At 70.0% G+C, this 22,034-nt stretch carries 17 protein-coding genes; 9 read left to right on the top strand and 8 right to left on the bottom strand.

The features are described from left to right. Positions 1-22: 22 nt before the first annotated feature. The 3 genes from MO1_RS01580 to MO1_RS01570 are packed head-to-tail and all read right to left on the bottom strand — an operon-like array spanning position 23 to position 3,866. Positions 23-922 carry a carbohydrate ABC transporter permease gene (locus tag MO1_RS01580; protein WP_036310460.1) on the bottom strand — a complete coding sequence of 300 codons (900 nt, stop codon included), beginning with the start codon at positions 920-922 and terminating at the stop codon, positions 23-25. After that, on the bottom strand, positions 919-1,854 hold the full coding sequence (locus MO1_RS01575) for a carbohydrate ABC transporter permease (RefSeq protein WP_036310463.1): 936 nt from the start codon (positions 1,852-1,854) through the stop codon (positions 919-921). The genes MO1_RS01580 and MO1_RS01575 overlap by 4 nt, the downstream gene beginning before the upstream one ends. Continuing rightward, complete coding sequence (locus MO1_RS01570; protein WP_060915026.1) at positions 1,851-3,866, bottom strand: beta-galactosidase; 2,016 nt, start codon at positions 3,864-3,866, stop codon at positions 1,851-1,853. The genes MO1_RS01575 and MO1_RS01570 overlap by 4 nt, the downstream gene beginning before the upstream one ends. A gap of 224 nt (positions 3,867-4,090) precedes the next feature. On the opposite strand from MO1_RS01570, the gene MO1_RS01565 reads away from it, so the two are divergent. The 3 genes from MO1_RS01565 to MO1_RS01555 all read left to right on the top strand — a co-directional run bounded on the left by MO1_RS01565 (position 4,091) and on the right by MO1_RS01555 (position 8,871). Then, on the top strand, positions 4,091-5,125 hold the full coding sequence (locus MO1_RS01565) for a LacI family DNA-binding transcriptional regulator (RefSeq protein ID WP_036310468.1): 1,035 nt from the start codon (positions 4,091-4,093) through the stop codon (positions 5,123-5,125). 163 nt (positions 5,126-5,288) lie between these two features. Beyond that, positions 5,289-7,775 (top strand): alpha/beta hydrolase-fold protein, encoded by a 2,487-nt coding sequence (locus MO1_RS01560; protein WP_060915025.1) that lies wholly within the window; start codon positions 5,289-5,291, stop codon positions 7,773-7,775. 52 nt (positions 7,776-7,827) lie between these two features. Next, positions 7,828-8,871: an LLM class flavin-dependent oxidoreductase gene (locus MO1_RS01555; protein WP_036310470.1), complete on the top strand. Its 1,044-nt coding sequence runs from the start codon at positions 7,828-7,830 to the stop codon at positions 8,869-8,871. A gap of 133 nt (positions 8,872-9,004) precedes the next feature. On the opposite strand, the gene pheA is transcribed toward MO1_RS01555, so the two are convergent. Further along, the gene (gene pheA, locus MO1_RS01550; protein WP_036310471.1) at positions 9,005-9,967 is read right to left on the bottom strand and encodes a prephenate dehydratase; all 963 of its coding nucleotides are present in this window, start codon (positions 9,965-9,967) and stop codon (positions 9,005-9,007) included. After that, positions 9,964-10,896, bottom strand: coding sequence for an EamA family transporter (locus MO1_RS01545; protein ID WP_255209200.1), 933 nt, complete (start codon positions 10,894-10,896; stop codon positions 9,964-9,966). The genes pheA and MO1_RS01545 overlap by 4 nt, the downstream gene beginning before the upstream one ends. A 64-nt stretch (positions 10,897-10,960) precedes the next feature. On the opposite strand from MO1_RS01545, the gene MO1_RS01540 reads away from it, so the two are divergent. The 3 genes from MO1_RS01540 (at position 10,961) to galE (ending at position 14,619) form a co-directional block, all read left to right on the top strand. Continuing rightward, complete coding sequence (locus tag MO1_RS01540) at positions 10,961-11,896, top strand: LysR family transcriptional regulator (protein WP_036310473.1); 936 nt, start codon at positions 10,961-10,963, stop codon at positions 11,894-11,896. Positions 11,897-11,958: 62 nt separating this feature from the next. Then, on the top strand, positions 11,959-13,599 hold the full coding sequence (pgm, locus tag MO1_RS01535; protein WP_060915024.1) for a phosphoglucomutase (alpha-D-glucose-1,6-bisphosphate-dependent): 1,641 nt from the start codon (positions 11,959-11,961) through the stop codon (positions 13,597-13,599). Between the two features lie 42 nt (positions 13,600-13,641). Beyond that, complete coding sequence (gene galE / locus MO1_RS01530) at positions 13,642-14,619, top strand: UDP-glucose 4-epimerase GalE (RefSeq protein WP_060915023.1); 978 nt, start codon at positions 13,642-13,644, stop codon at positions 14,617-14,619. 15 nt (positions 14,620-14,634) lie between these two features. Here the strand turns inward: galE and MO1_RS01525 are convergent, their stop codons facing one another. Next, the gene (locus tag MO1_RS01525; protein WP_060915022.1) at positions 14,635-15,573 is read right to left on the bottom strand and encodes a LacI family DNA-binding transcriptional regulator; all 939 of its coding nucleotides are present in this window, start codon (positions 15,571-15,573) and stop codon (positions 14,635-14,637) included. A 118-nt stretch (positions 15,574-15,691) separates the two neighbouring features. Here MO1_RS01525 and galT point away from each other — a divergent pair, with 118 nt between their 5' ends. The 3 genes from galT to MO1_RS01510 all read left to right on the top strand — a co-directional run bounded on the left by galT (position 15,692) and on the right by MO1_RS01510 (position 19,799). Next, the gene (gene galT, locus MO1_RS01520; RefSeq protein WP_060915021.1) at positions 15,692-16,882 is read left to right on the top strand and encodes a galactose-1-phosphate uridylyltransferase; all 1,191 of its coding nucleotides are present in this window, start codon (positions 15,692-15,694) and stop codon (positions 16,880-16,882) included. After that, on the top strand, positions 16,879-18,057 hold the full coding sequence (gene galK, locus MO1_RS01515) for a galactokinase (protein WP_060915020.1): 1,179 nt from the start codon (positions 16,879-16,881) through the stop codon (positions 18,055-18,057). Before galT ends, galK begins: the two co-directional genes overlap by 4 nt. An 80-nt stretch (positions 18,058-18,137) precedes the next feature. Then, positions 18,138-19,799 carry an ABC transporter ATP-binding protein gene (locus MO1_RS01510; RefSeq protein ID WP_060915019.1) on the top strand — a complete coding sequence of 554 codons (1,662 nt, stop codon included), beginning with the start codon at positions 18,138-18,140 and terminating at the stop codon, positions 19,797-19,799. 206 nt (positions 19,800-20,005) lie between these two features. Here MO1_RS01510 and MO1_RS01505 read toward each other — a convergent pair whose 3' ends face one another. Together MO1_RS01505 and MO1_RS01500 are read right to left on the bottom strand one after the other, a co-directional pair. Further along, positions 20,006-20,965, bottom strand: a complete 960-nt coding sequence (locus MO1_RS01505) for an ABC transporter permease (protein WP_036310484.1) — start codon at positions 20,963-20,965, stop codon at positions 20,006-20,008. Continuing rightward, a complete protein-coding gene (locus MO1_RS01500; RefSeq protein WP_036310486.1) occupies positions 20,962-21,966 on the bottom strand; it encodes an ABC transporter permease in 1,005 nt (334 codons plus the stop codon). The genes MO1_RS01505 and MO1_RS01500 overlap by 4 nt, the downstream gene beginning before the upstream one ends. Positions 21,967-22,034: the final 68 nt, after the last annotated feature.

The raw sequence follows: 22,034 nt of genomic DNA, 5'->3' as shown, positions 1-22,034 counted from the left end.
GGGGTTCGCCCGCGGCGGGAGCTCACTTCACGGAACCGGTGCCGAGTCCGTTGCGCCAGAAGCGCTGAAGCAAGAGGAAAGCGATGATGAGCGGCACGATCGAGAGGAACGCGCCGACCAGGACATAGGTGCGGAGCTCGGGAATCTGGTTGAGCTGCGTGTTCCACGTGTAGAGGCCGTAGGTGACGGGGAACAGATCCTGGCTGCGGAGCATGATCAGCGGCAGGAAGAAGTTGTTCCAGATCGAGACGAACTGGAACAGGAAGATCGTCACGAGCGCCGGGGCCATGAGCCGCGTCGAGACCGTAAAGAACGTGCGGACCTCACCCGAGCCGTCGAGGCGGGCAGCCTCGATGAGCTCGTCCGGAACCGACGACGACGCGTAGATGCGAGCGAGGTAGACGCCGAAGGGGCTCACGATGCTGGGGAGCAGGACCGCCCAGAACGTGTTCGTCAGGTTGACCTGGCTGAACAGCAGGAACAGCGGGAGCGCCAGCGCGGTCGCCGGGACGAGGACGCCACCGAGCACGACGTTGAAGAACGCCTCACGACCGCGGAAGCGGTACTTGCCGAGCGCGTAGCCGGCCATGCCGGCGAACACGGTCGCCAGGAGCGCCCCGAGTCCGGCGTATCCGAGGCTGTTGAGGAGCCAGCGGAAGTAGATGCCGTTGTTGTACGAGACCAGGTCGCCGATGTTGGCGAACAGGTTCCAGTCGGCGAACCACAGCGCGTTGGTGGTCAGCAGCTGGCCGCGGTCCTTCGTGGAGGCGATGAACAGCCACCAGATCGGCACGAGGAAGTAGAGCGTGAAGATGCCCATGATGAGCAGCGCCGCGCCCCGCGAGAGGATCGATTCGCGCGGCCCACGCGTCTTCGGCAGGTCGGTCGCCAGGGCGCCGTTGGTACGGGTGAGGAGGCTCATTGCTCGGCCTTCCGCTGGGTGAGCTTCAAGAACGCGAACGACAGGACGCAGGTGGCGAGTGCCAGCACGACCGAGAAGGCCGCTGCGAGATACGGGTTCGGCACCGCGCTCGTTGCATAGATCGTCATGTTCGGCGTGAACGAGGACGACACCGCGGTGCTGAAGGAGCGGAACACCTGGGGTTCGGCGAGCAGCTGCAGAGTTCCGATGATCGAGAACACGGCGGTGAGGATGATGGCGGGCGCCACCATGGGGATCTTGATCGACCAGGCGATGCGGATCTGGCCCGCGCCGTCGAGACGCGCGGCCTCGTACACCTCGGCGGGGATCGCGAGGAGCGCCGAGTAGATGATGAGCATGTTGTAGCCCACGAACACCCACGTCACGACGTTCGCGATCGACCAGAGGATCATCTCGGGCGAGAGGAAGTCGACGGAGCGGGTCAGGTCGGTGAACGGCGACAGGTTGGGCGAGTACAGGAAGCCCCACATGATCGCCGCGATGACGCCGGGGACGGCGTACGGCGCGAAGAAGGCGAGGCGGAAGAACCGCTTGCCCTTGAGCGCGGGCGAGTCGAGCAGCAGCGCGAAGAGGAGCGCGAGGCCGAGCATGACGGGCACCTGCACGACGCCGAACAGCAGGACGCGGCCGACGGACTCCCAGAACGGCGCGTTCTGGAACACCTGGATGTACTGCGTCAGTCCACCGAACACCTCGGTCGGCTCGCCGTACAGCCCGTCGCGCTGGACGACCAGCAGCGACTGCCAGATGGCGTAGCCGATGGGCAGCAGGTAGAAGAGCAGGAAAAGGATGCCGAACGGGCCCAGGAAGACCGCGATCGCCCCCTTGTGCGGGGTCTTGGCCCGCGGGATTCGCTTCGCGCGCGGCGGCTTCGCCGACGATCGCGTCACGAGGAGTTCCGTGGCGGTCATGCTGCCGCCTCCTCTCTGATGATGCGCACCGCGCCGGCGGGCACGGTGGCGCGACCGGCGACGGGAGTGCCGGTCACGAGGTCCACACCGTCGGATTCGACGTGGACATCGGTCTCGCCGTGGTTGATCACGAAGAGATAAGACGCGTGGTCGCCGCGGCGGCGGACGATCTCGAGATCTCCCGTGCCGGGCTCGACGACTGCGGCAGGAGCCACTCCCGCCTCATCGGCGAGGCGCGCGACGAGGTCACGGTAGTCGGCTTCGCTGGGAACAGTCGCGAGGTAGAACGCGACACCTTCCCCCCAGGCGTTGCGGGTGAGCGCCGGCATCCCGACGGCAGGACCGTCGGTGAAGGATGCCTGCACCTCGGCGGTCGTGGCGCGGGAGCGCTCGGACCACAGCCGCGCGGTCGAGCCGTCGCTCAGGGTGAGCGCGGCCTCGGGGGCGACGGGGGCGAACTCCTCGATGTGGAGGCCGATGGCCTCGCGGAGGGGTCCTGCGTAGCCGCCGGTGTAGACGCGGTCGTTCTCGTCGACGATCGCCGTCGAGAAGGTGATGAGGGCCGTGCCTCCGTCGGCGATCCACGAGGTGAGGACCGCGGCATCCGCTTCGGTCATGAGGTGGAGGCCGGGGACGACGACGAATCGGTAGGCCGAGAGGTCGGCGCCGGGGGCCACGACGTCGACGGTGAGGCCGTTCGCGTGGAGTGCGCCGTAGGCGGCGTGCACCTGGTCGAGGTAGCCGAACGCCTGGCTCGGGCGCGTCTCGCTCTGAGTCGCCCACCACGACTCCCACGAGAAGAGGACGGCCACGTCGGCGACGACACGGGAGCCGGCGACCTCGGCCAGTCGGTCGACGATGCCACCGAGCTCGACGACCTCGCGCCACACGGTGGAGTCCGTCCCGGCATGGGGAAGCATCGCGGAGTGGAACTTCTCGCTGCCCTGGACCGAGGCGCGCCACTGGAAGAAACAGACGCCGTCGGCGCCGCGGGCGACGTGGGTCAGGGAGTTGCGGATCATCTCGCCCGGAGCCTTGGGCTTGTTGAGCGGCTGCCAGTTGACGGCGCCGGTCGAGTGCTCCATCAGGAGCCACGGAGCGCCCTCGCCGAGACCGCGCGACAGGTCGGCCGCGAAGGCCAGCTCGGAACGGGGGTCGCCGAGGCGGTGGTCGAGATAGTGGTCGTTCGCGACGATGTCCATCTCGCCTGCCCACGACCAGTAGTCGAGGTTCTCGATGTGCGCGGTCACCATGAAGTTCGTCGTGATCGCGATCGCACTGTGCGCGCGGATGGCCTCAGCTTCGTCGCGGTAGTGCGCGAGGAGGGCGTCGCTGCTGAAGCGGTGGAAGTCGAGGACCTGGCCGGGGTTGCGGCTCGAGAGCGTCGCCTTCGGAGTGAGGATCTCGTCCCACTCGTAGTACGTCTGGCTCCAGAAGGCCGTGCCCCAGGCGCGATTGACGGCCTCGACCGTGCCGTAGCGGGCGCGCAGCCACTCACGGAACGCGCCGGCGCTCTCGTCGGAGTGGCAGAGCGCATTGTGGCATCCGAGTTCGTTCGACACGTGCCAGAGCGCGACGGCGGGGTGCGCGCCGTAGCGGGCGGCGACGGCGTCGACGAGGGCGAGCGCAGCCTCGCGGTAGACGGGCGAGCTCGGGCACCACGCCTGACGGCCGCCCGGGTAGCGGCGCGTGCCATCGTCGACGACGGGGAGGATCTCGGGGTGCGCCGTGGTCAGCCACGCGGGGGTGGAGGCTGTGCCGGTACCGAGGTTGATCCGGATTCCGGCGGCGTGCAGCCGGCCGATGATGTCGTCGAGGCGGGCGAAGTCGTATTCGCCGGCGCGCGGCTCGACGTGCGCCCAGCCGAAGATGTTGATGGCGACCAGATCGACACCGGCCTCGCGCATCAGCGCAATGTCCTCGTCCCAGACGTCCGGCGTCCACTGTTCGGGGTTGTAGTCACAACCGAACGCGATGCCGTCGTGCGCAAAGGGGCGGGCAGGGGCCGACATGTTCTCCTCAGGATCCTGTGAACGTGCACAGGTTCGAGCGGTGTTCCTCCGCATTGAGTCTCTGTGAACGTGTACAGAGTAGACAGAGCGATTCCTGGATGTCAACATCGCCGCACAAAGAGGGACCTTCGCCGCGGAAACGCGGGGATGCGCACTCTCCGCCACCGCACGCCCTTGCCGGGACGGGTGGACACCGGGTGTGTGCGTGCACATACGATGAACGCGTGAACAGCGACCGCACGGATGTCATCGGCCGACGTCGACGTGCAACCGTGAAGGACGTGGCCAATGAAGCCGGCGTTTCGCGTGGAACGGTCAGCCGCGTGCTCAACGGGCAGCCGTACGTCTCGGACGAAGCGCGCGAGGCCATCGAGGCCGCGATCGCGAAGGTGGGATTCGTCCCCAACCGGGCCGCGCGCAGCCTCGTCATGCAGAGCTCGCAGGCCATCGGACTCATCGTCCACGAGCCGCACTCGCTCTTCGTCGAAGACCCCAACATCGGCTCGATCCTGCTCGGCGCGAACGCGGCGCTGTCGGAAGCCGACTACCAGCTGTCCTTCATGATCGCCGACACCACCCGCGACATCGAGCGGCTCGCGCGCTACCTCAGCGGCGGGCTCATCGACGGCGTGATCATCGTCTCGGCGCGCGTCGGAGACCCGATCACCCGCGCCGTCGCCGACCTCGGTCTGCCCGCCGCTTTCGTCGGTCACCCGCGCGACATCGGCGATGCGGCGTACGTCGCCATCGACAACCGCGGCGCGGCGCGTGAGATCACGAACCGCCTCATCGGCACCGGCCGCAGCCGCATCGGGATGATCGCTTCGGCCCTCGACCGAGACTCGGGCTCGGATCGCCTCGCCGGATTCGTCGACGCCCTCGGCAGCCGCTTCGACCCGCAGCTCATCGAGCCGGTGCCCCTCTACTCCTACTCCGACGGCCAGGCGGGTATGCGTGCGCTGCTCGAACGTGCGCCCGACATCGACGGCGTGTTCGCCTCGAGCGACGCGGTGGCCGCGGGGGCGATGGACGTCCTCCAGGCAGCCGGCAAGATCGTGCCCGACGACATCGGCATCGTCGGCTTCGACGACAGCTCCTGGGCGACGCGCTGCGATCCCCCGCTCTCGACCGTGCACCAGCCGGCCGGCGAGCTCGGCCGCGCGGCTGCCGAATCGGTGCTCCGCCAGCTCCGCGGCGAGGACCCCGGCACGAGCGGGCGCGTCCTCGACTGCCCCGTGGTCTGGCGCGCCTCCGCCTGACGCGTGCACGTATGCGCACGTCGGGCATTCGCCGTTGACATTGCGTTCGGCTCGGTGCGACTCTCTGTGTGCACGTTCACAGCACACTCTTTAGCGATTCCGTGAACGTGCACAGTCACAGCCGGGCAGAGACGCCCGGCATCCCACAAGGAAGTAGGAGTTCGTGAAGCATCACGTTCCGAGGCGGCGCCTGGCCGCCGTCACCGCAGTCGCCGCGGTCGCGGCATCCCTCTGCATCGCCGTCCCCGCCTCGGCCGCGCCGTCGGCCCCGACGTCCGCCGTCCGCACGAACGACGCGGAGGCCGCCGGGGGCAGCGTCTCCCTCGATCTCGCCGGCACCTGGAAGTTCGCGAAGGGCGACGACCCGTCGTACGCCTCACCGGACTTCGACGACTCCGCCTGGCAGGACATCACCGTTCCCGGCGACGGCACCCCGTTCGCCGACTATGACGGCTTCGGGTGGTACCGACTGACGTTCACCCTCCCGGCGGGCGCCGAGGGCACGAACCTCGTCGCCTCGCTCGGCTTCCTGGACGACGTCGACGAGGCCTTTCTCAACGGCCAGCGCATCGGCGGGTCCGGCACCATGCCGCCCGCGGCGAGCAGCCAGTGGTTCGAGAAGCGTCTCTACCCCGTCCCCGCCGGCGCCCCCAACTTCGGCGGCGAGAACACCCTTGCGGTGCGCCTCTACGACATGAACGGCGGCGGCGGCTGGTACGAAGGCCCTGTCGGGATCTACTCGAAGGATGCCGTTCGCGCAAACGTCTACGGCATCACCGGTGCCCGCGCCTCGGCCGCTCAGTCCAGCGCCGTCGCCGATGTGCTCGAGACGCAGAAGAAGGCTCTCGCGGCGGGCGACGTCGACGCGTACCTGAAGACGCTCGACAAGGGCTATTTCCACGACGGCCGCTCGAAGGAGCGTCGCGCCCGCGAGCTCCGCGAGTGGATGACGGAGTCGTCGGGCACCCTGACTCTCGCCGACAGCGAGGTCGAGGTCGTCACGGGCGCGAACGGCACGCTCATCGTCGACACGAACCGGGCGATCACGGGCACGCGTGATGGCGAGCCGTACACGTACCAGCCCGCCTCGCAGCAGTTCCTGCACATCGACGGCATGACGCTCCGCGAGACGGGCAACGACTCGCGGTTCTTCCGCGAGACGGTCGACTCCGACCTCGAGGGCCAGCCGCGCGAGTTCGCGACCTACCTGCCCCCGTCCTACCTGAGCCAGCCCGACCGCGAGTACCCCGTCGTCTACCTGCTGCACGGCATCAACGGCGGCAGCCGCGAGTGGGAACCCCGCGACATCGATGACGTCCTCGACGGCCTGTGGAAGCAGGGCCTCGCCGAGTCGATCGTGATCATGCCCGACGGCGAATCGCTCTGGTACGCCGACCAGGCGAACGGCGGCACGCCGTGGCGCAGCATGTTCCTCACCGAGATGGTGCCTCTCGTCGACAAGGAGTACCGCACTCTCGAAGGCCGCGACTTCCGCGCGCTGACGGGTGTCTCGATGGGCGGCTTCGGTGCGTGGTCGCTCGGCCTGTCGAACCCCGGCATGTTCTCGTCCATCGCGTCGCACATCGGCTCGCTGAGCTACGCCGGATCGTCGCAGCTCCCGACGCCGCTCACGCAGGTCGACAGCCTGTCCACGAAGCAGCTGAAGAAGTTCGATTTCTACTTCGACGCGTGCGAGTTCGACGAGTACCGCTTCGACGACGCCGCACGGTCGATGGACACCAAGCTCACCGACAAGGGCGTTTCGCACACCTTCGCCGTCTACCCCGAGGGTCGTCACAACGACGCATGCTGGATGCCGCATCTGAAGGACTCCTTCGGCATGCACTCCACGCACTTCCGCGAGGCGGGCCTGCGCGAGGACTTCGTGAAGCCCGAGATCAGCGTGCCGGCATCCACCACTGTCCGCTTCGGTGCGACGTTCGACGCCCTCGCCGACGTCACCGCCCGTGACGCCGTCGACGGCGACGTCACGGCCTCGCTGAAGGTCCGCGGCACGGTCGACACCACGAAGCTCGGCACCTACACCCTCCGTTACGTCGCGACGGATGCCGCCGGCAACCGCGCCCGCGTCGATCGAGTCGTCACGGTGGCCCCCGCCGCGCTGACGGTCGGCACGCCGACGATCACCGGCACGGCGAAGGTCGGCTCCGCCCTCGCGGCGAAGACCGGCTCGTGGACGAAGGGAACCTCCTTCACCTACCAGTGGATGCGAGACGGCGCGCCGATCCGCGGCGCGGTGACCGCGACGCACCGCCTCACGGCGGCGGACGCGGGAGCACGCATCTCGGTGCGCGTGACCGGCACCCTGAACGGCTACGCCACGGCGGCCAAGACGTCCGCGGCGACGGCCAAGGTCGCGAAGGGCACCCTCCGCACCGCGGCACCGATCATCACGGGCACGGCCAAGGTCGGGAAGACCCTCACCGCACGCCCGGGATCATGGACCGAAGGGACGCGGCTGGCCTACCAGTGGCTGAACAACGGCAAGCCGATCTCCGGCGCGACGAAGGCGACCTACACGGTCGCGCGCGGCGACCGTGGTGACGGCATCTCGGTGCGCGTGACGGGCAGCCTCGGCGGCTACGACACGGCGAGCCGGACCTCCGGAATCGCGCGCATCGCCCGCTGATCGCACAGCGGTGCGGAATGCGCCGCCCCCGGCCGGGGTTGCAGTTCTCGATATGAGCACTGCGACCCCGGCCCTTTCCGTTCTCGACCTCGTCCCCGTCCGCACGGGACAGACCAGCAGCCAAGCGATCGCCGCGTCGATCGCGCTCGCGCAGCGCGCCGACGATCTCGGCTACCGGCGCTACTGGTTCGCGGAACACCACAACATGCCCGCGGTCGCCTCCACGACCCCGCCGGTGCTCATCGCCGCGACGGCTGCGCGGACCCGCCGCATCCGGGTCGGCTCTGGCGGCGTCATGCTCCCGAACCACTCTCCGCTCGTCGTCGCCGAGCAGTTCGCGGCCCTCGAAGCCCTGGCGCCGGGGCGCATCGACCTCGGCATCGGCCGCGCGCCGGGATCGGACCCCGTCATCACCCAGCTGCTCCGCCAGTCGGGCACCACGAGCGACGTCGAACGCTTCCCGAACCATGTGACCGACATCCGGTCGCTCGTCTCGTCGGAGGGCGCGACGCTGCGCTTCACGTCGGGCGGCACCTACAACGTGACCGCTACGCCCGCCGGGACGACCGTCCCCGAGGTCTGGCTGCTCGGATCGAGCGACTACTCCGCGCAGCTCGCCGCCGGTATGGGTCTGCCGTACGTCTTCGCGAACCACTTCTCGGGCGAGGGTCTCGAGCGCGCGCTCGACCTGTACCGCAGCCAGTTCCAGCCGTCCGAGACCCTCGACGCGCCGCGCACCTTCGTGACGGCGAACGCGGTCGTGGCCGAGACCGACCAGCAGGCCCGCGCCGCCGCCCTGCCGCAGGCGCGCATGATGGCTCGCCTCCGCAGCGGCAAGCCGCTCACGGCACTCGAGACGGTGGAGCAGGCGAGGGCAGCCGAGGCATCCGATTCCCTCGCCGCCCCCGTGTTCGACGCGATGATGTCGCGCTGGTTCGTCGGGACCGGAGCGGATGTCCGCACCCGTCTCGCCGAGTTCGCTGCCCGCCACGGTGTCGACGAGATCATGGTGTCGCCCGTCTCCGGCGCGACCGAGGACGAGCCGATGGATGCCTCGCCCTCCCGCATCCGCACGCTGGAGCTGCTCGCGGCCTGAGGCGTGCGGCTGAGGTCCGGGGCGCTCCGGTGTCGAGCGCTGCCCGGACCGGACTCCGGATCGATCCCGCCCTGACCGCCGTCGACTCGCTCGCGCCCCGATCCTTCCGGAGAACGGGACGCCAAGCCCGGGGTCAGGCCTCGGGTTCGCCCGAGACGAGGCCGCGCAGCCAGTCGCGTGCCTCGACGAAGACCTCGTCCGAGTACCGGTCGGGGTAGCGGACGATCGCTCGGTCGGCGCGCGGATACGAGCCGAGGTACAGCACGCGAGGCGAGAAGCGGCGAAGGCCCAGCAGAGCGTCGGCCATGCGCTCGTCCTCGATGTGCCCGTCGGCGTCGATGACGAACCGGTATCGACCGAGCTCGTCGCCGATCGGCCGGGAGGCGAGCAGCGACAGGTTGATGCCGCGGGTCGCGAACTGCTCGAGCAGTTCGAGCAGGGCGCCCGGGTGGTCTTCGGGCAGCTCGACGATGAGCGAGGTCTTGTCGGCGCCGGTGGGCGCGGGCGGCGGCGCTGTCCGGCTCACGAGCACGAAGCGCGTCACCGCGTGCGCGTTGTCGCCGATCTTCTCGGCGAGCAGCTCGAGGTCATGCAGCTTGAGGATGCCGGGAGGGGCGATCGCGGCATCCGCGTCGATCACGCCGTCGACGATGCCGACGGCGGCGGCCACGTTGCTGGCCGCCGGGATGTGCGAGTGCTCGGGCAGCGTCGCAGTGAGCCACGTGAGGCACTGCGCGTAGGCGACGGGGTGCGCCGCGATGACCGAGACGGCCTCGAGGCGGACGCCGGGCTTCGCAACGAGCACGAACTCGACGGGGACGAGGTACTCCCCCACGATCCGCAAGCCCGGGACGGTGGCGAGGGCGTCCTGCGTGGTCGAGACGCCGCCGTCGACCGAGTTCTCGATCGCGATCATCGCGGCATCCGAGCGTCCTTCGACGACGTCGGCGAGTGCTTCGCCGACGTTGCGGACGGGACGCCAGTTCTGATCGCGCGCTTCGGGGACCTGCGCGAGAGCGGCCTCCGTGAAAGTTCCGGCGGGGCCGAGGAAGCTGTACGTGCGACGGGTGGGGGCGGCCAGGGGCTCGGATGTCACGCGGACAGCCTAGTGGGCACCCCCATGGGCTCGACCGCAGGCAGCTCGCGCCGACGACGACGGATGCCACTCACCAGCACACCCGCGACGAGCACCGCACCGCCGACCATCTCTCCGACGCTCGGCGCCTCGCCGAGCAGCAGCGCCGCCGACGCCATCGCGACGACGGGCGCGAGGAGGATCCACGGGACGACGGCGGCCGACGGGTTGCGGCCGAGCAGGCCGTTGAACACCGCGTAGGCGAACAGGGTGCAGAGCCCTGCCGTGTACAGGGTGGAGATGACGGCCTGGGGACCGATCGCGGCGAACCCCGCCCCGATCGCGGCGGGTCCGTCGATCACGAACGACAGTGCGAGCGCGGGCACCGGGACGACGAGCGACGACCAGACGGTCAGCGACAGCGTGCCGCCGCGTCCGACCCCGGTGACCACTCCCGCGCGGCGCGAGATGACGTTGCCGACCGCCCACGACAGCGCAGCGGCGAGAGCGAGGCATACCGCGAGGACCGGGGCATCCCCGCCTCGGAACACCGCGACGATCGCGAGCCCGATGACACCGAGGCTCACGCCGGCCACCTGCATCGCGGAGGGGCGTTCGCGGAGCGCGACAGCCGCCAGCACGATCGTGAAGACCGCCTGCGCCTGCATGAGCAGCGCGGCGAGCCCGGGGCTCAACCCCAGGGCGAGCGACGTGTAGAGGAGGGCGAATTGCCCGAGACTCATGAACAGGCCGACCCCGACGATCACGCGCCACCCGGTCTGCGGCCGAGGCACCACGACGACGGCGAGCGCGACGACGGCGAACCGGATCGCCGCGAAGAGCAGGGGTGGGATGCCGCTCATCCCCCAGTCGATGACGACGAAGTTCAGTCCCCAGAGCGAAGCGACGAGGGCGGCGAGGAGCATGTCACGGCGGGTCACCTGATCCATTCAGCCGGGAGGGTTCGTGAAGGACAAGCGATCATTTCGTCGCCTGAATCAGTAGCATCACTTCATGATCGATCTCGAGGCCGTCGTCTCCCTCCGCGCCGTCGCGACCGAGGGCAGCGTCGCCGCGGCGGCCGCCGCGCTCGGCTTCACCCCCTCGGCGGTCTCGCAGCAGATCAAACGGCTCGAACGCGACACCGGCGTGGCTCTGCTCGAGCGGGTCGGGCGGGGCGTCGTCCTCACCGAGCCCGCGACGCGCCTCGTCGTCTCGGCCACGCCGATCCTCGCCGACCTCGAACGGGTCGGTGCCGACCTCCACGGCGGTGGGGAGCCCGACCTGGTCTCGGGCGAGATCCGCATCGGGGCCTTCTCCACGGTCGTGCGCGGCGTCATGGTCCCCCTCGTCGCGGACCTCAGCCGTCGGCATCCGGACCTTCGCGTACCGCTACGAGAGAGCGAACCCTGGGAGACCATCGCCCTCGTCGCATCGGGACAGCGGGACCTCGGCATCGTTCACCGGTGGGGCAACGTGGCACTGTCGATTCCCGATCACCTCGTCGAGACACCGCTGTTCACCGACGTCGCCGACGTGATCCTGCACCGCGATCACCCGCTCGCGGACCGCAGCGAGCTCCGCCCCGAGGACATCGGCGACGAACCGTGGGTCGCGACGTTCGAGTCGACGATCTGTCGCCAGTGGCTCCGGCGCCTGTTCGACGGCGTGGGCGGGGCACCCCGGATCATCCACGAGTCGATGGAGTTCGAGAACCACCTCGAGATCGCGCGCGCCGGAATCGCGGTCGCCCTCGTGCCGCGTCTCGGCCGCCCTCCACTCGGGCCCGACCTGGTCGCGATTCCGACGGTCTCGCCCGAGTCGATCCGCGAGATCTCCTCGATCCACCGGAGGACGATGTCGGATTCGCCCGCTCTCCGGACGGTGCTCGACGCGCTGAGCGACCACACGGGGCGCATCGCGACCGACGCCGGCCGCCTGCCTGCCTGAGAGGCCGGCACGGATCCGCGACACGCCACGCCGATGCCGTGGTTCCCTGGCAGACTGGGCGGATGAGCCGCGCAGGACGACCAGCCGAAGCCTCTGATCTCATCGATGTGGACGCGCTGATCAGCGCGTACTACGACCTGAAGCCCGACCCGTCGGTCACCGGCCAGCGCGTCGCGTTCGGCACGAGCGGCCACCGCGGCTCGTCGCTGTCGCGGAGCTTCAACGAGGACCACATCCTCGCCACGACCCAGGCGATCGTCGACTACCGGGCGGCGCAGGGCATCTCGGGCCCGCTGTTCCTCGGCCGAGACACGCACGGCCTGTCACTGCCCGCCGAGCACACTGCGATCGAGGTTCTCGTCGCGAACGGCGTGGACGTCCGCATCGACAGCCGCGACTCGTGGGTGCCGACGCCGGCTCTCAGCCACGCGATCCTCACGTACAACAAGGGCCGTAACGAATCGGATGCCGGGCGTGCTGACGGCATCGTCGTCACCCCCTCCCACAACCCGCCGCGCGACGGCGGCTTCAAGTACAACCCGCCGCACGGCGGCCCCGCCGACACCGACGCGACCGGCTGGATCGCCGACCGCGCGAACGCTCTCATCGAAGCCGGCCTCGAGGGGGTGAAGCGGGTCCGTCACGCCGACATCGACGACGCCACGCTCGGCGAGTACGACTTCCGCGAGGGCTACGTCGCCGACCTGGCCTCGATCATCGACGTCGAGGCGATCGCCCGCTCAGGCGTCCGCATCGGGGCAGACCCGCTCGGCGGTGCTTCGGTCGAGTACTGGGCCCTCATCGGCGAGCGCTACGGCCTCGACCTGACCGTAGTGAACCCTGAGGTCGACCCGACCTGGAAGTTCATGACGCTCGACTGGGACGAGAAGATCCGCATGGATCCCTCTTCGCCGTCTGCCATGGCCTCGCTCGTCGCGCGCCGCGACGAGTTCGACATCCTGACGGGCAACGACGCCGACGCCGACCGCCACGGCATCGTGACGCCGGACGCGGGCCTCATGAACCCGAACCACTTCCTCGCCGTCGCGATCGACTACCTCTACGCGCATCGCGAGAACTGGCCGATGGATGCCGCCATCGGCAAGACGCTCGTCTCGTCGATGATCATCGACCGCGTCGCAGCATCCCTCGGCCGCACCCTGCTCGAGGTTCCGGTCGGCTTCAAGTGGTTCGTGCCGGGCCTGCTCGACGGCTCCGTCGCCTTCGGCGGCGAGGAGTCCGCCGGCGCCTCGTTCCTTCGCAAGGACGGCACCGTCTGGACGACCGATAAGGACGGCATCCTCCTGTGCCTCCTCGCCGCCGAGATCCTCGCCGTGACGGGCAAGACCCCGTCGCAGCGCTACGCCGAGCTCGAGGCCGAGTTCGGGGCATCCGCCTATCAACGGGTCGACGCCCCCGCCTCGCCCGAGCAGAAGGCCGCACTGTCGAAGCTGTCGGGCGATGCCGTGTCGGCGAGCGAGCTGGCGGGCGACCCCGTCACCGCGAAGCTGTCGCACGCCCCCGGCAACGGCGCAGCGATCGGCGGTCTCAAGGTGCAGACCGAGTTCGCCTGGTTCGCCGCGCGTCCCTCGGGCACAGAGGACGTCTACAAGCTCTACGCCGAGAGCCTCAAAGGCCCCGACCACCTCGCGCAGGTGCAAGAGGAAGCGCGCGCCGTCGTCGCTGCCGCACTCGGTTCCTGACCCCGTCGGAGCCGTCGGTCCCGCGCCAGTAGGCTCGGGACCATGAGTTGGCTCGTCACCGGAGGCGCCGGGTACATCGGCGCACATATCGTCCGCGCTCTCGCTGAGGCGGGTCTCGACCCCGTCGTCATCGATGACGTCTCGAGCGGCCATGAGTCGTTCATCCCCGAAGGGGTGCCCTTCGTCCGGGGCACGATCCTCGACCAGGACCTCGTCTCCCGCACGCTCCGCGAGCACGACGCCGAGGGTGTCATCCACCTCGCCGGCTTCAAGTACGCCGGCGTCTCGGTGACGCGCCCCCTCCACACGTACGAGCAGAATGTCGAGGGCACGCGCGTCGTCCTCGCAGCGATGGCGGATGCCGGGGTCACGAACATCGTGTTCTCCTCCAGCGCCGCCGTGTACGGCACGCCCGACGTGCCGCTCGTGACCGAGGATCTACCCAAGCGCCCCTCCTCGCCCTACGGCGAGTCGAAGCTCATCGGTGAGTGGCTGATCGCCGCCCAGGGCGTCGCGACCGCGGCATCCGATGCACCGCTTCGCCACACCGCGCTGCGGTACTTCAACGTCGTCGGCTCGGGCGACCCGTCCGTCTACGACACGAGCCCGCACAACCTGTTCCCGATCGTGTTCGAGATGCTGATCGAGGGCAAGACGCCGCGCATCAACGGCGACGACTACGACACCCCCGACGGCACGAACGTGCGCGACTACGTCCACGTCGCCGACATCGCCGCCGCGCACGTCGTCGCGGCGCAGCGCCTCCGCGCCGGTGAGAGCGTCGAGCCGGCGTACAACCTGGGTTCGCAGAACGGCCTGTCGGTCCGCGAGATCATGGATGCCGTCGCCCGCGTCACCGGCATCGATTTCACGCCCGAGATCGCCCCGCGCCGCGCCGGTGACCCCGATCGGATCGTCGCCACCGGCGAGCTCGCCGCCCGCGACCTCGACTGGCAGATGCGCTACAGCCTCGACGAGATGGTCCGCACCGGTTGGGACGCTCGCCGCAACGCCGGCTGAGCTCGGCCGGGTGCGTCAGCCCGACGCTCGGGCGATGAGCGTCGTCGGGACGACGGTTCGCGTGGGCGGGGCGCCGTCGAGCGTCGCCGCGAGGGCGGCGACGGCAGCCTCGCCGAGTGCCGCGAAGTCCTGGCGGACGGTGGTGAGCGGCGGGCGATAGTCAGCGGCATCCGCGACGTCGTCGAAGCCGATGACGGCGACGTCGTCGCGGCCGGCCTCGGCGAGCGCGCGCAGCACGCCGAGCGCCATCTGATCGTTCGCCGCGAACACGGCGTCCACGTCGGCATCGGCGGCGAGGCGGCGGCCCGCGGCATGACCGGATGCCGCACCCCAGTCGCCGCGCAACGGTTCCGGCGCGGGCGCGCCGTCGTGCGCCGCGCGCCAGCCGCGCTCGCGCTCGGCCGCCGCGTAGGAACCCGCGGGACCGGCGACGTGCGCGATGGAGCGACGCCCGGCATCCCGCAGTCGACGCGTCGCCGCCTCGGCGCCGCCCGCATGGTCGGACTGCACTGTCGCGAACGCGCCCCCGGGAGAGTCGACCGCGACGAGCGCGAGTCCCTGGGGCGCGGTGACGCCCTCGGCGATCGCAGAGGCCTCGTTCAGCACGATCGCGCCGTCGACCCCGAGGTCGTGCAGGCGGTCGAAGGCGGCGGCGATATCGGCCCGCTCGGCGAGGGCGACGAGGGTGACCGCGAGTTCGCGGTGGGCGGCAGCGGATGCCACGGCCTCCAGCATCCGCGAATTGCCGACCGTCGCGAGGGTCGCCACGATCACGCCGATCGTGCCGGAGCGACCGGTGCGGAGCGCCCGGGCGGCGCGGTGCGGGCGGTAGCCGAGCTCGGCCATCGCCGTCTCGATGCGCGCGCGGGTGTCGGGATCGACGCGGGGACTGCCGTTCACGACGCGGGAGACGGTCTGGCCGGAGACGCCGGCGGCCGCGGCCACATCTACCATCGAAACGCGTCGCTGCACGGCATCCTCCCCGCCCCGGATCTTCCCCGCGAAGAGGTGCCCAACTCCGGAGACTTACGTGATGTTGACGATAACATAGCGCTTCGATTACCGTGTTGACGTGAACACACCGGAGAACGGCACGCCCACGCACGCGATCGCCGAGACGAGCGACCTCGGCGCCGGCGTCGTCAAGCGGAGCACGCGCCTGGCCGACGGTCGCGAGCTGATCTACTTCGACGACCCCGGCACGGCGCTCGGGCCCGAACGCGCCGTCGACACCCGCGATCTCGGCGCGCGACCCGAGACGGCCACGATGCGCCAGGACATCCTGACCGGCGACTGGGTCTCGGTCGCCGCGGCCCGCCAGAACCGCGCCTTCCTGCCGCCCGCCGAGCTCGACCCGCTCGCGCCGCAGACGGCCACGAACCCGTCCGAGATCCCGTCGGTCTACGACGTCGCCGTCTTCGAGAACAAGTCGCCGTCGTTCGGACCTGCCCTCGCCGCGGCGATCGGCGACGCTCCCGAAGCGGCCGATGCACCGCGCGGGCTCGAGGACCTCGCGCACCTCGGCCTCGGTCGCACCCGCACGAGCGTCGGCCGCACCGAGGTCGTCTGCTTCTCGCCCGAGCGCACCGGCTCGTTCGGCACGCAGACGGTGACCCGTGCGCGCACCGTCATCGAGGCGTGGGCCGACCGCACGGCCGCCCTGTCGGCGCTCCCCGGCATCGAGCAGGTCTTCCCGTTCGAGAACCGGGGCGAGGCGATCGGCGTCACGCTGCAGCATCCCCACGGCCAGATCTACGCGTACCCGTACGTCACGCCGCGGACGACGCGTCTGCTCGACTCGATCGACCGGACGGCACCCGATCTGTTCCAGCGGATCCTCGAGTTCGAGCAGGCCGGGCCCCGCGTGCTGCTGCGCGGCGAGCACTTCACGGCGTTCGTGCCGTTCGCCGCCCGCTGGCCGCTCGAGATCCACCTGCTCCCCCACCGCCACGTCCCCGACTTCGCGATGCTGTCCGACCCCGAGAAGGACGAGCTCGCGCCGATGTACCTGCGACTCCTGCGCGGCGTCGACGCCCTCTACGAGTCCGAGACCCCGTACATCGCCGCCTGGCACCAGGCGCCCGTGAACGTCGGCCGCGACACCGTGCGCCTGAGCCTGCAGCTCACCAGCCCCCGCCGCGCCGCCGACAAGCTCAAGTTCCTCGCCGGATCCGAGGCCGCCATGGGCGCCTGGATCGGCGACGTCCCCCCGGAGGACGCCGCAGCGCGCCTCCGCACCGCCATCGAAGGAGTCACCCTGTGACCGCTGCCGACGAGGCCCAGGGCCTCTTCTCCACCCTCACCGGCTCCGAAACCGTCGGCCTCTGGTCGGCGCCGGGTCGCGTCAACCTCATCGGCGAGCACACCGACTACAACGACGGGTTCGTCTTCCCGTTCGCGACGCCGCACCGCACGTACGTGGCCCTCGGCCGTCGCACGGACGGCCGCATCCGCATCGTGTCGACGTTCGACACCGCCCCGGTCGAGGTGGCCCTCGCCGACCTCGACGCGTTCTTCCCTGAGCGTCGTGACGAGATCGTCGAGTGGGCCCGTTACCCGCTCGGTGTCGCCTGGGCGCTGCTGCAGGCGACGGGTAAGGACGCGGCATCCGTCACCGGTGTCGACCTCGCGTTCGCTTCGGACGTGCCCGTCGGCGCCGGGCTGTCGTCGTCGGCCGCCATCGAGGGCGCGACCGGTTCGGCGCTGAACGACGTGTGGGAGCTCGGACTCGACCGCGTCGCGCTCGCGCAAGCGGGACGCCGCGCCGAGAACGAGGCCGTCGGCGCTCCGACCGGGATCATGGACCAGATGGCGTCGATGCTCGGCGAGACGGATGCCGGGACTTTCCTCGACTGCCGGAGCCTCGACGCCCAGGTGGTCGAACTCGGCTTCGAGGCCGCGGGTCTCGAGCTCATGGTGATCGACACCCGCGTCGCCCACGCCCACTCGACCGGCGGCTACGGCGAGCGCCGCGCGGCGTGCGAGCGCGGCGCCGAGGCGATGAAGGTGCCGGCGCTCCGTGACGTGCGCGTCGACCAGCTGCCTCGCGTCGAGGAGCTCGTCGACGAGAAGACCTACCGCCGCGTGCGCCACGTCGTGACCGAGAACCAGCGCGTGCTCGACACCGTCCGCACCCTCCGCGAGAAGGGCCCCCGCGCGATCGGCGACCTGCTCTACGCCTCGCACGCATCGATGCGCGACGACTTCGAGATCTCGGTACCCGAACTCGACCTCGCCGTCGAGACCGCGCGCGAGAACGGCGCCATCGGTGCTCGCATGACCGGCGGCGGATTCGGCGGCTCGGCGATCGCGCTGATCGATCGCGACGCCGTGCCCGCGGTGCGCGAGGCGATGCTCGCCGCCTTCGCGGCTGCGGGCCACACCGAGCCCCACGTCTTCACGGTCCGCCCCTCCCAGGGCGCCCGCCGCGACGGCTGAGCCCACCCGGGTCGTTACGGCTGGGTAAAGCCGGGCGATCCACCCGTGCGCCCGAGGCGGGCGGAGGGCAGGATGGGTCCATGCCCCTCGAGACCTCCCCCGCCGCCGGCGCGCCCCTCCTGCAGGTTCGCGACCTCGCCGTCGAATTCCAGACCATCGACGGATCCGTGCGGGCCGTCGAAGGCGTCGACCTCGACCTCGCCGCCGGTGAGACGGTCGCGATCGTCGGCGAGTCGGGCTCGGGCAAGTCGACGACGGCGATGGCGGTGATCGGCCTGCTGGCCGGCAACGGCCGCATCGCGCAGGGCAGCATCCGCCTCGACGGCCAGGAGCTGGTGGGCGCCTCCGAGTCGACGATGCGCGGCATCCGCGGTGCGCAGATCGGGCTCGTCCCGCAAGACCCGATGTCGAACCTCAACCCGACGTCGAAGATCGGCACGCAGGTCGGCGAGACCCTGCTCGCCCACGGACTGGCCACGAAGAAGGACGTCGCCCGCAAGGTCGTCGAGACCCTCGCCGCTGCAGGTCTGCCGAACGCCGACGAGCGGGCCAAGCAGTACCCGCACGAGTTCTCGGGCGGGATGCGCCAGCGCGCGCTCATCGCGATCGGCCTCGCCTGCAACCCGCGCCTTCTCATCGCCGACGAGCCGACCAGCGCGCTCGACGTGACGGTGCAGAAGACGATCCTCGACCAGCTCGGCCGCATGACCACCGAGCTCGGCACCTCCGTCCTCCTCATCACGCACGACCTCGGCCTCGCCGCAGAGCGCGCCGCGCGCGTGGTCGTCATGCACCGCGGACGCATCGTCGAGCAGGGCGCGGCCCGGCAGATCCTCGAAGACCCCCAGCACCCCTACACGCAGTCCCTCGTGCAGGCGGCGCCCTCGGTCGCCGTCGCGCGCCTGCGTCCCGAGGCGTTCACGACGCCGACTCCGGATGCCGCGCCGAAGCCCGTCGACAACATCGTCGAGGTCGAGGGGCTCACCAAGCTCTACAAGGTGCGCGGGCAGAAAGAGGACTTCGCCGCCGTCCGCGACGTGTCGTTCGCCATCCCGCGCGGCGAGACCGTCGCGATCGTCGGCGAGTCCGGTTCGGGCAAGACGACGACTGCACGGATGCTGCTGAAGGTGGTCGACCCGACGGAGGGGAAGATCCGCTTCGACGGCGCCGACGTGGCATCCCTCAAGGGGCGTCAGTTGCGCGAGTTCCGCCAGAAGGTGCAGCCGATCTTCCAGGACCCGTACTCGTCGCTGAACCCCATGTTCACGATCGAGCGCATCGTGCAGGAGCCGCTCGACTTCTACAACCGCGGATCGGCGAAGGACCGCGCCGCGCGGGTGCGGAAGCTCCTCGACGACGTCGCGCTGCCCGAGTCGACGCTGCGGCGCTACCCGTCGGAGCTGTCGGGTGGTCAGCGACAGCGCGTCGCGATCGCCCGCGCCCTCGCACTGTCGCCCGAGCTCATCGTCTGCGACGAGCCCGTGTCGGCGCTCGACGTGCTCGTGCAGGACCAGATCCTGACGCTCCTCCGCGACCTGCAGAGCGAGTACGGCCTCAGCTACCTGTTCATCTCGCACGACCTCGCCGTCGTCCGCCTCATCAGCGACTACGTCTGCGTGATGAAGGACGGTGCGCTCATCGAAGCCGCCTCGAGCGAGGAGATCTTCACGAACCCGCGGGACCCGTACACGCGGAACCTCCTCGCCTCGATCCCCGGCAACGAACTCGACATCGCCGTCTGAAGCGGAGCCTCCCCTGTCACAGAACGCGCCCCACCGCACGGCGTGCTGTGACAGGCGAACGCGGATGCCGCTGCACGCCCGGCAGCGGCACGCCAGCGCTCACGCGACGGCGGCGTTGCCCAGCAGTCCCGACGTGTATCCGATGACGAGCGCCGCGGCGAGCACGACCAGAACCACGACCAGCAGGATCGCGACCCGACGGCTCATCAGCGGCTGCGGGTGCGCGGGTCCATGGACTCGCGGAGCGCCTCACCGAAGAGTGTGAAGCCCAGCGCCGTGATGGCGATGCAGATGCCGGGGAGGAACGCGAGCCACGGCGCGATGGCGAGTTCCGCCTGCGCATAGGTGAGCATGCGACCCCACTCCGCGGTCTCGGGCCGTCCGCCGCCGAGTCCGAGGAACGACAGCGCGGCGGCGTCGATGACGGCCGTCGCGAGCGACAGCGTGCCCTGCACGATGACCGGCCCGACCGCGTTCGGCAGGACGTGGGTCATCGTGATGCGCCCGCGGCCGAGGCCAAGAGTCTGCGCCGACAGGACGTAGTCCGCCGACCGCTGCTGAAGCATCGAGGCGCGCAGCAGTCGCGCGAAGATCGGCACCTGCGCGACACCGATGGCGATCATGACCGAGTTCTGGTTCTGGCCGAGGATCGCGGCGATCGAAACCGCGAGGAGCAGGCTCGGCACCGACAGCAGGATGTCGACGAGGCGCATGATGACGTTGTCGACCCACCCGCCGAACGTGCCGGCGACGAGGCCCAGCAGCATCCCGCCGATGAGGCCGTAGGCGGTCGAGACGACACCGATGAGGAGCGACGACTGCGCACCCCAGATGAGCTTCGAGACCACGTCACCGCCGAAGCGGTCGAGGCCGAGCGGGAATGAGGCGATCTCGCCGGGGCCGGGGATGTACGTGGGCGTGATGTCGCGAGCACCCGGCAGAGCGGTCTCGGGGTACGGCGCGAGCAGCGGTGCGAGAAGCGCCACGAGCACGAACAGCAGGACGATGGCGAGACCCACCCACGCGGTGGGGCTGCGGCGGAGGCGGCGGAACACGTCGTGCCAGAAGCCGCCGCGCGGGGCGCCGCCGGTGCCCGCGGTGAGGACGGCGACGGTCGAGTCCTCGGCGGCGCTGCCACCTGAGGCGGGGGGAAGGACGGTGCTCATGAGACCCTCACTCTCGGGTCGATCAGGCTGTACGAGACGTCGACGAGCAAATTGATGAGCGCGTAGACGATCGCGATGAAGATGATGAAGCCCTGCAGGACGGGGAAGTCGCGGTTGAAGATCGCCCCCGACAGGAACGAGCCGATGCCCGGGAAGGCGAAGACCGTTTCGGTCAGGATCGCCCCGGACAGCAGCAGGCCGGCCTGGAGGCCGATCGTGGTGATGACCGGCAGCATCGCGTTTCGCAGGATGAACCGGTTGCGCAGCAGCGAGCCGGGCACGCCCTTGGCCTTGCCGGTACGGACGTAGTCGGCGTTCTGCACTTCGAGGACGGATGCCCGTGTGATGCGCACGATGATCGCGAGAGGGATCGTGCCGAGGGCGACGGCCGGGAGGATCAGGTGCAGGACAGCGTCCCACGCGGCGTCGAACTCCCCCGTGATGAGGCCGTCGAAGACGTAGAAGTTCGTGTAATGCGTCGCCTCGATGCGCGGATTCTGGCGGCCGTCCGAGGGCAGCCAGCCGAGCTGGACCGCGAAGACGTATTTCAGGATGAACGCGAGGAAGAAGACGGGCACGACGATACCGAGGAGGCTGAAGACGACGGCGGTGCTGTCAGCGGCCTTTCCGTGGCGGCGGGCAGCCCAGTAGCCGAGCGGAACGCCGATACCGACGGCGATGATGAGCGCCGCGATCGACAGCTCGATGGTCGCCGGGAATCGGCGGAGGAACTCGTCGAGCACGGGCTGGCTGGTCCGCAGTGACGTGCCGAAATCGCCCGACAGCAGGCGTCCGATCCACGTGAAGTACTGCTCGATCAGGGGCCGGTTGAAGCCGTAGAGCTCGTTGATGCGCGCGACGGCTTCGGGGGTGGCCTTCTCGCCGAGGAGCGCTTGGGCGGGGCCGCCGGGGAGGGTTCGGACCCACCAGAAGAGCAGGATGCTCAGACCGAGGAGGGTGGGGATCAGCAGCAGGAGCCTTTTGCCGATGGTTCGCAGCACGGGTGTCGCTTTCGTGGAGGGTCGGTGGGGGCGGGAGAGTATCCCGCCCCCACCGGTCAGGCGGCCGA

The organism is Microbacterium oleivorans NBRC 103075 (assembly GCF_001552475.1).
In the GTDB taxonomy this organism is placed as follows: Bacteria; Actinomycetota; Actinomycetes; order Actinomycetales; family Microbacteriaceae; genus Microbacterium; species Microbacterium oleivorans.
The sequence above is the reverse complement of the archived record's forward strand: the minus strand, read 5'-3'. Positions and strand labels throughout refer to the sequence as shown.

Bases quoted from the DNA above. Each gene is read 5' to 3' on its own strand.
- MO1_RS01580 (WP_036310460.1), bottom strand. From the start codon at position 922: ATGAGCCTCCTCACCCGTACCAACGGCGCCCTGGCGACCGACCTGCCG.
- MO1_RS01575 (WP_036310463.1), bottom strand. From the start codon at position 1,854: ATGACCGCCACGGAACTCCTCGTGACGCGATCGTCGGCGAAGCCGCCG.
- MO1_RS01570 (WP_060915026.1), bottom strand. From the start codon at position 3,866: ATGTCGGCCCCTGCCCGCCCCTTTGCGCACGACGGCATCGCGTTCGGT.
- MO1_RS01555 (WP_036310470.1), top strand. From the start codon at position 7,828: ATGAGCACTGCGACCCCGGCCCTTTCCGTTCTCGACCTCGTCCCCGTC.
- MO1_RS01545 (WP_255209200.1), bottom strand. From the start codon at position 10,896: ATGGATCAGGTGACCCGCCGTGACATGCTCCTCGCCGCCCTCGTCGCT.
- MO1_RS01540 (WP_036310473.1), top strand. From the start codon at position 10,961: ATGATCGATCTCGAGGCCGTCGTCTCCCTCCGCGCCGTCGCGACCGAG.
- pgm (WP_060915024.1), top strand. From the start codon at position 11,959: ATGAGCCGCGCAGGACGACCAGCCGAAGCCTCTGATCTCATCGATGTG.
- galE (WP_060915023.1), top strand. From the start codon at position 13,642: ATGAGTTGGCTCGTCACCGGAGGCGCCGGGTACATCGGCGCACATATC.
- MO1_RS01525 (WP_060915022.1), bottom strand. From the start codon at position 15,573: ATGGTAGATGTGGCCGCGGCCGCCGGCGTCTCCGGCCAGACCGTCTCC.
- MO1_RS01510 (WP_060915019.1), top strand. From the start codon at position 18,138: ATGCCCCTCGAGACCTCCCCCGCCGCCGGCGCGCCCCTCCTGCAGGTT.
- MO1_RS01505 (WP_036310484.1), bottom strand. From the start codon at position 20,965: ATGAGCACCGTCCTTCCCCCCGCCTCAGGTGGCAGCGCCGCCGAGGAC.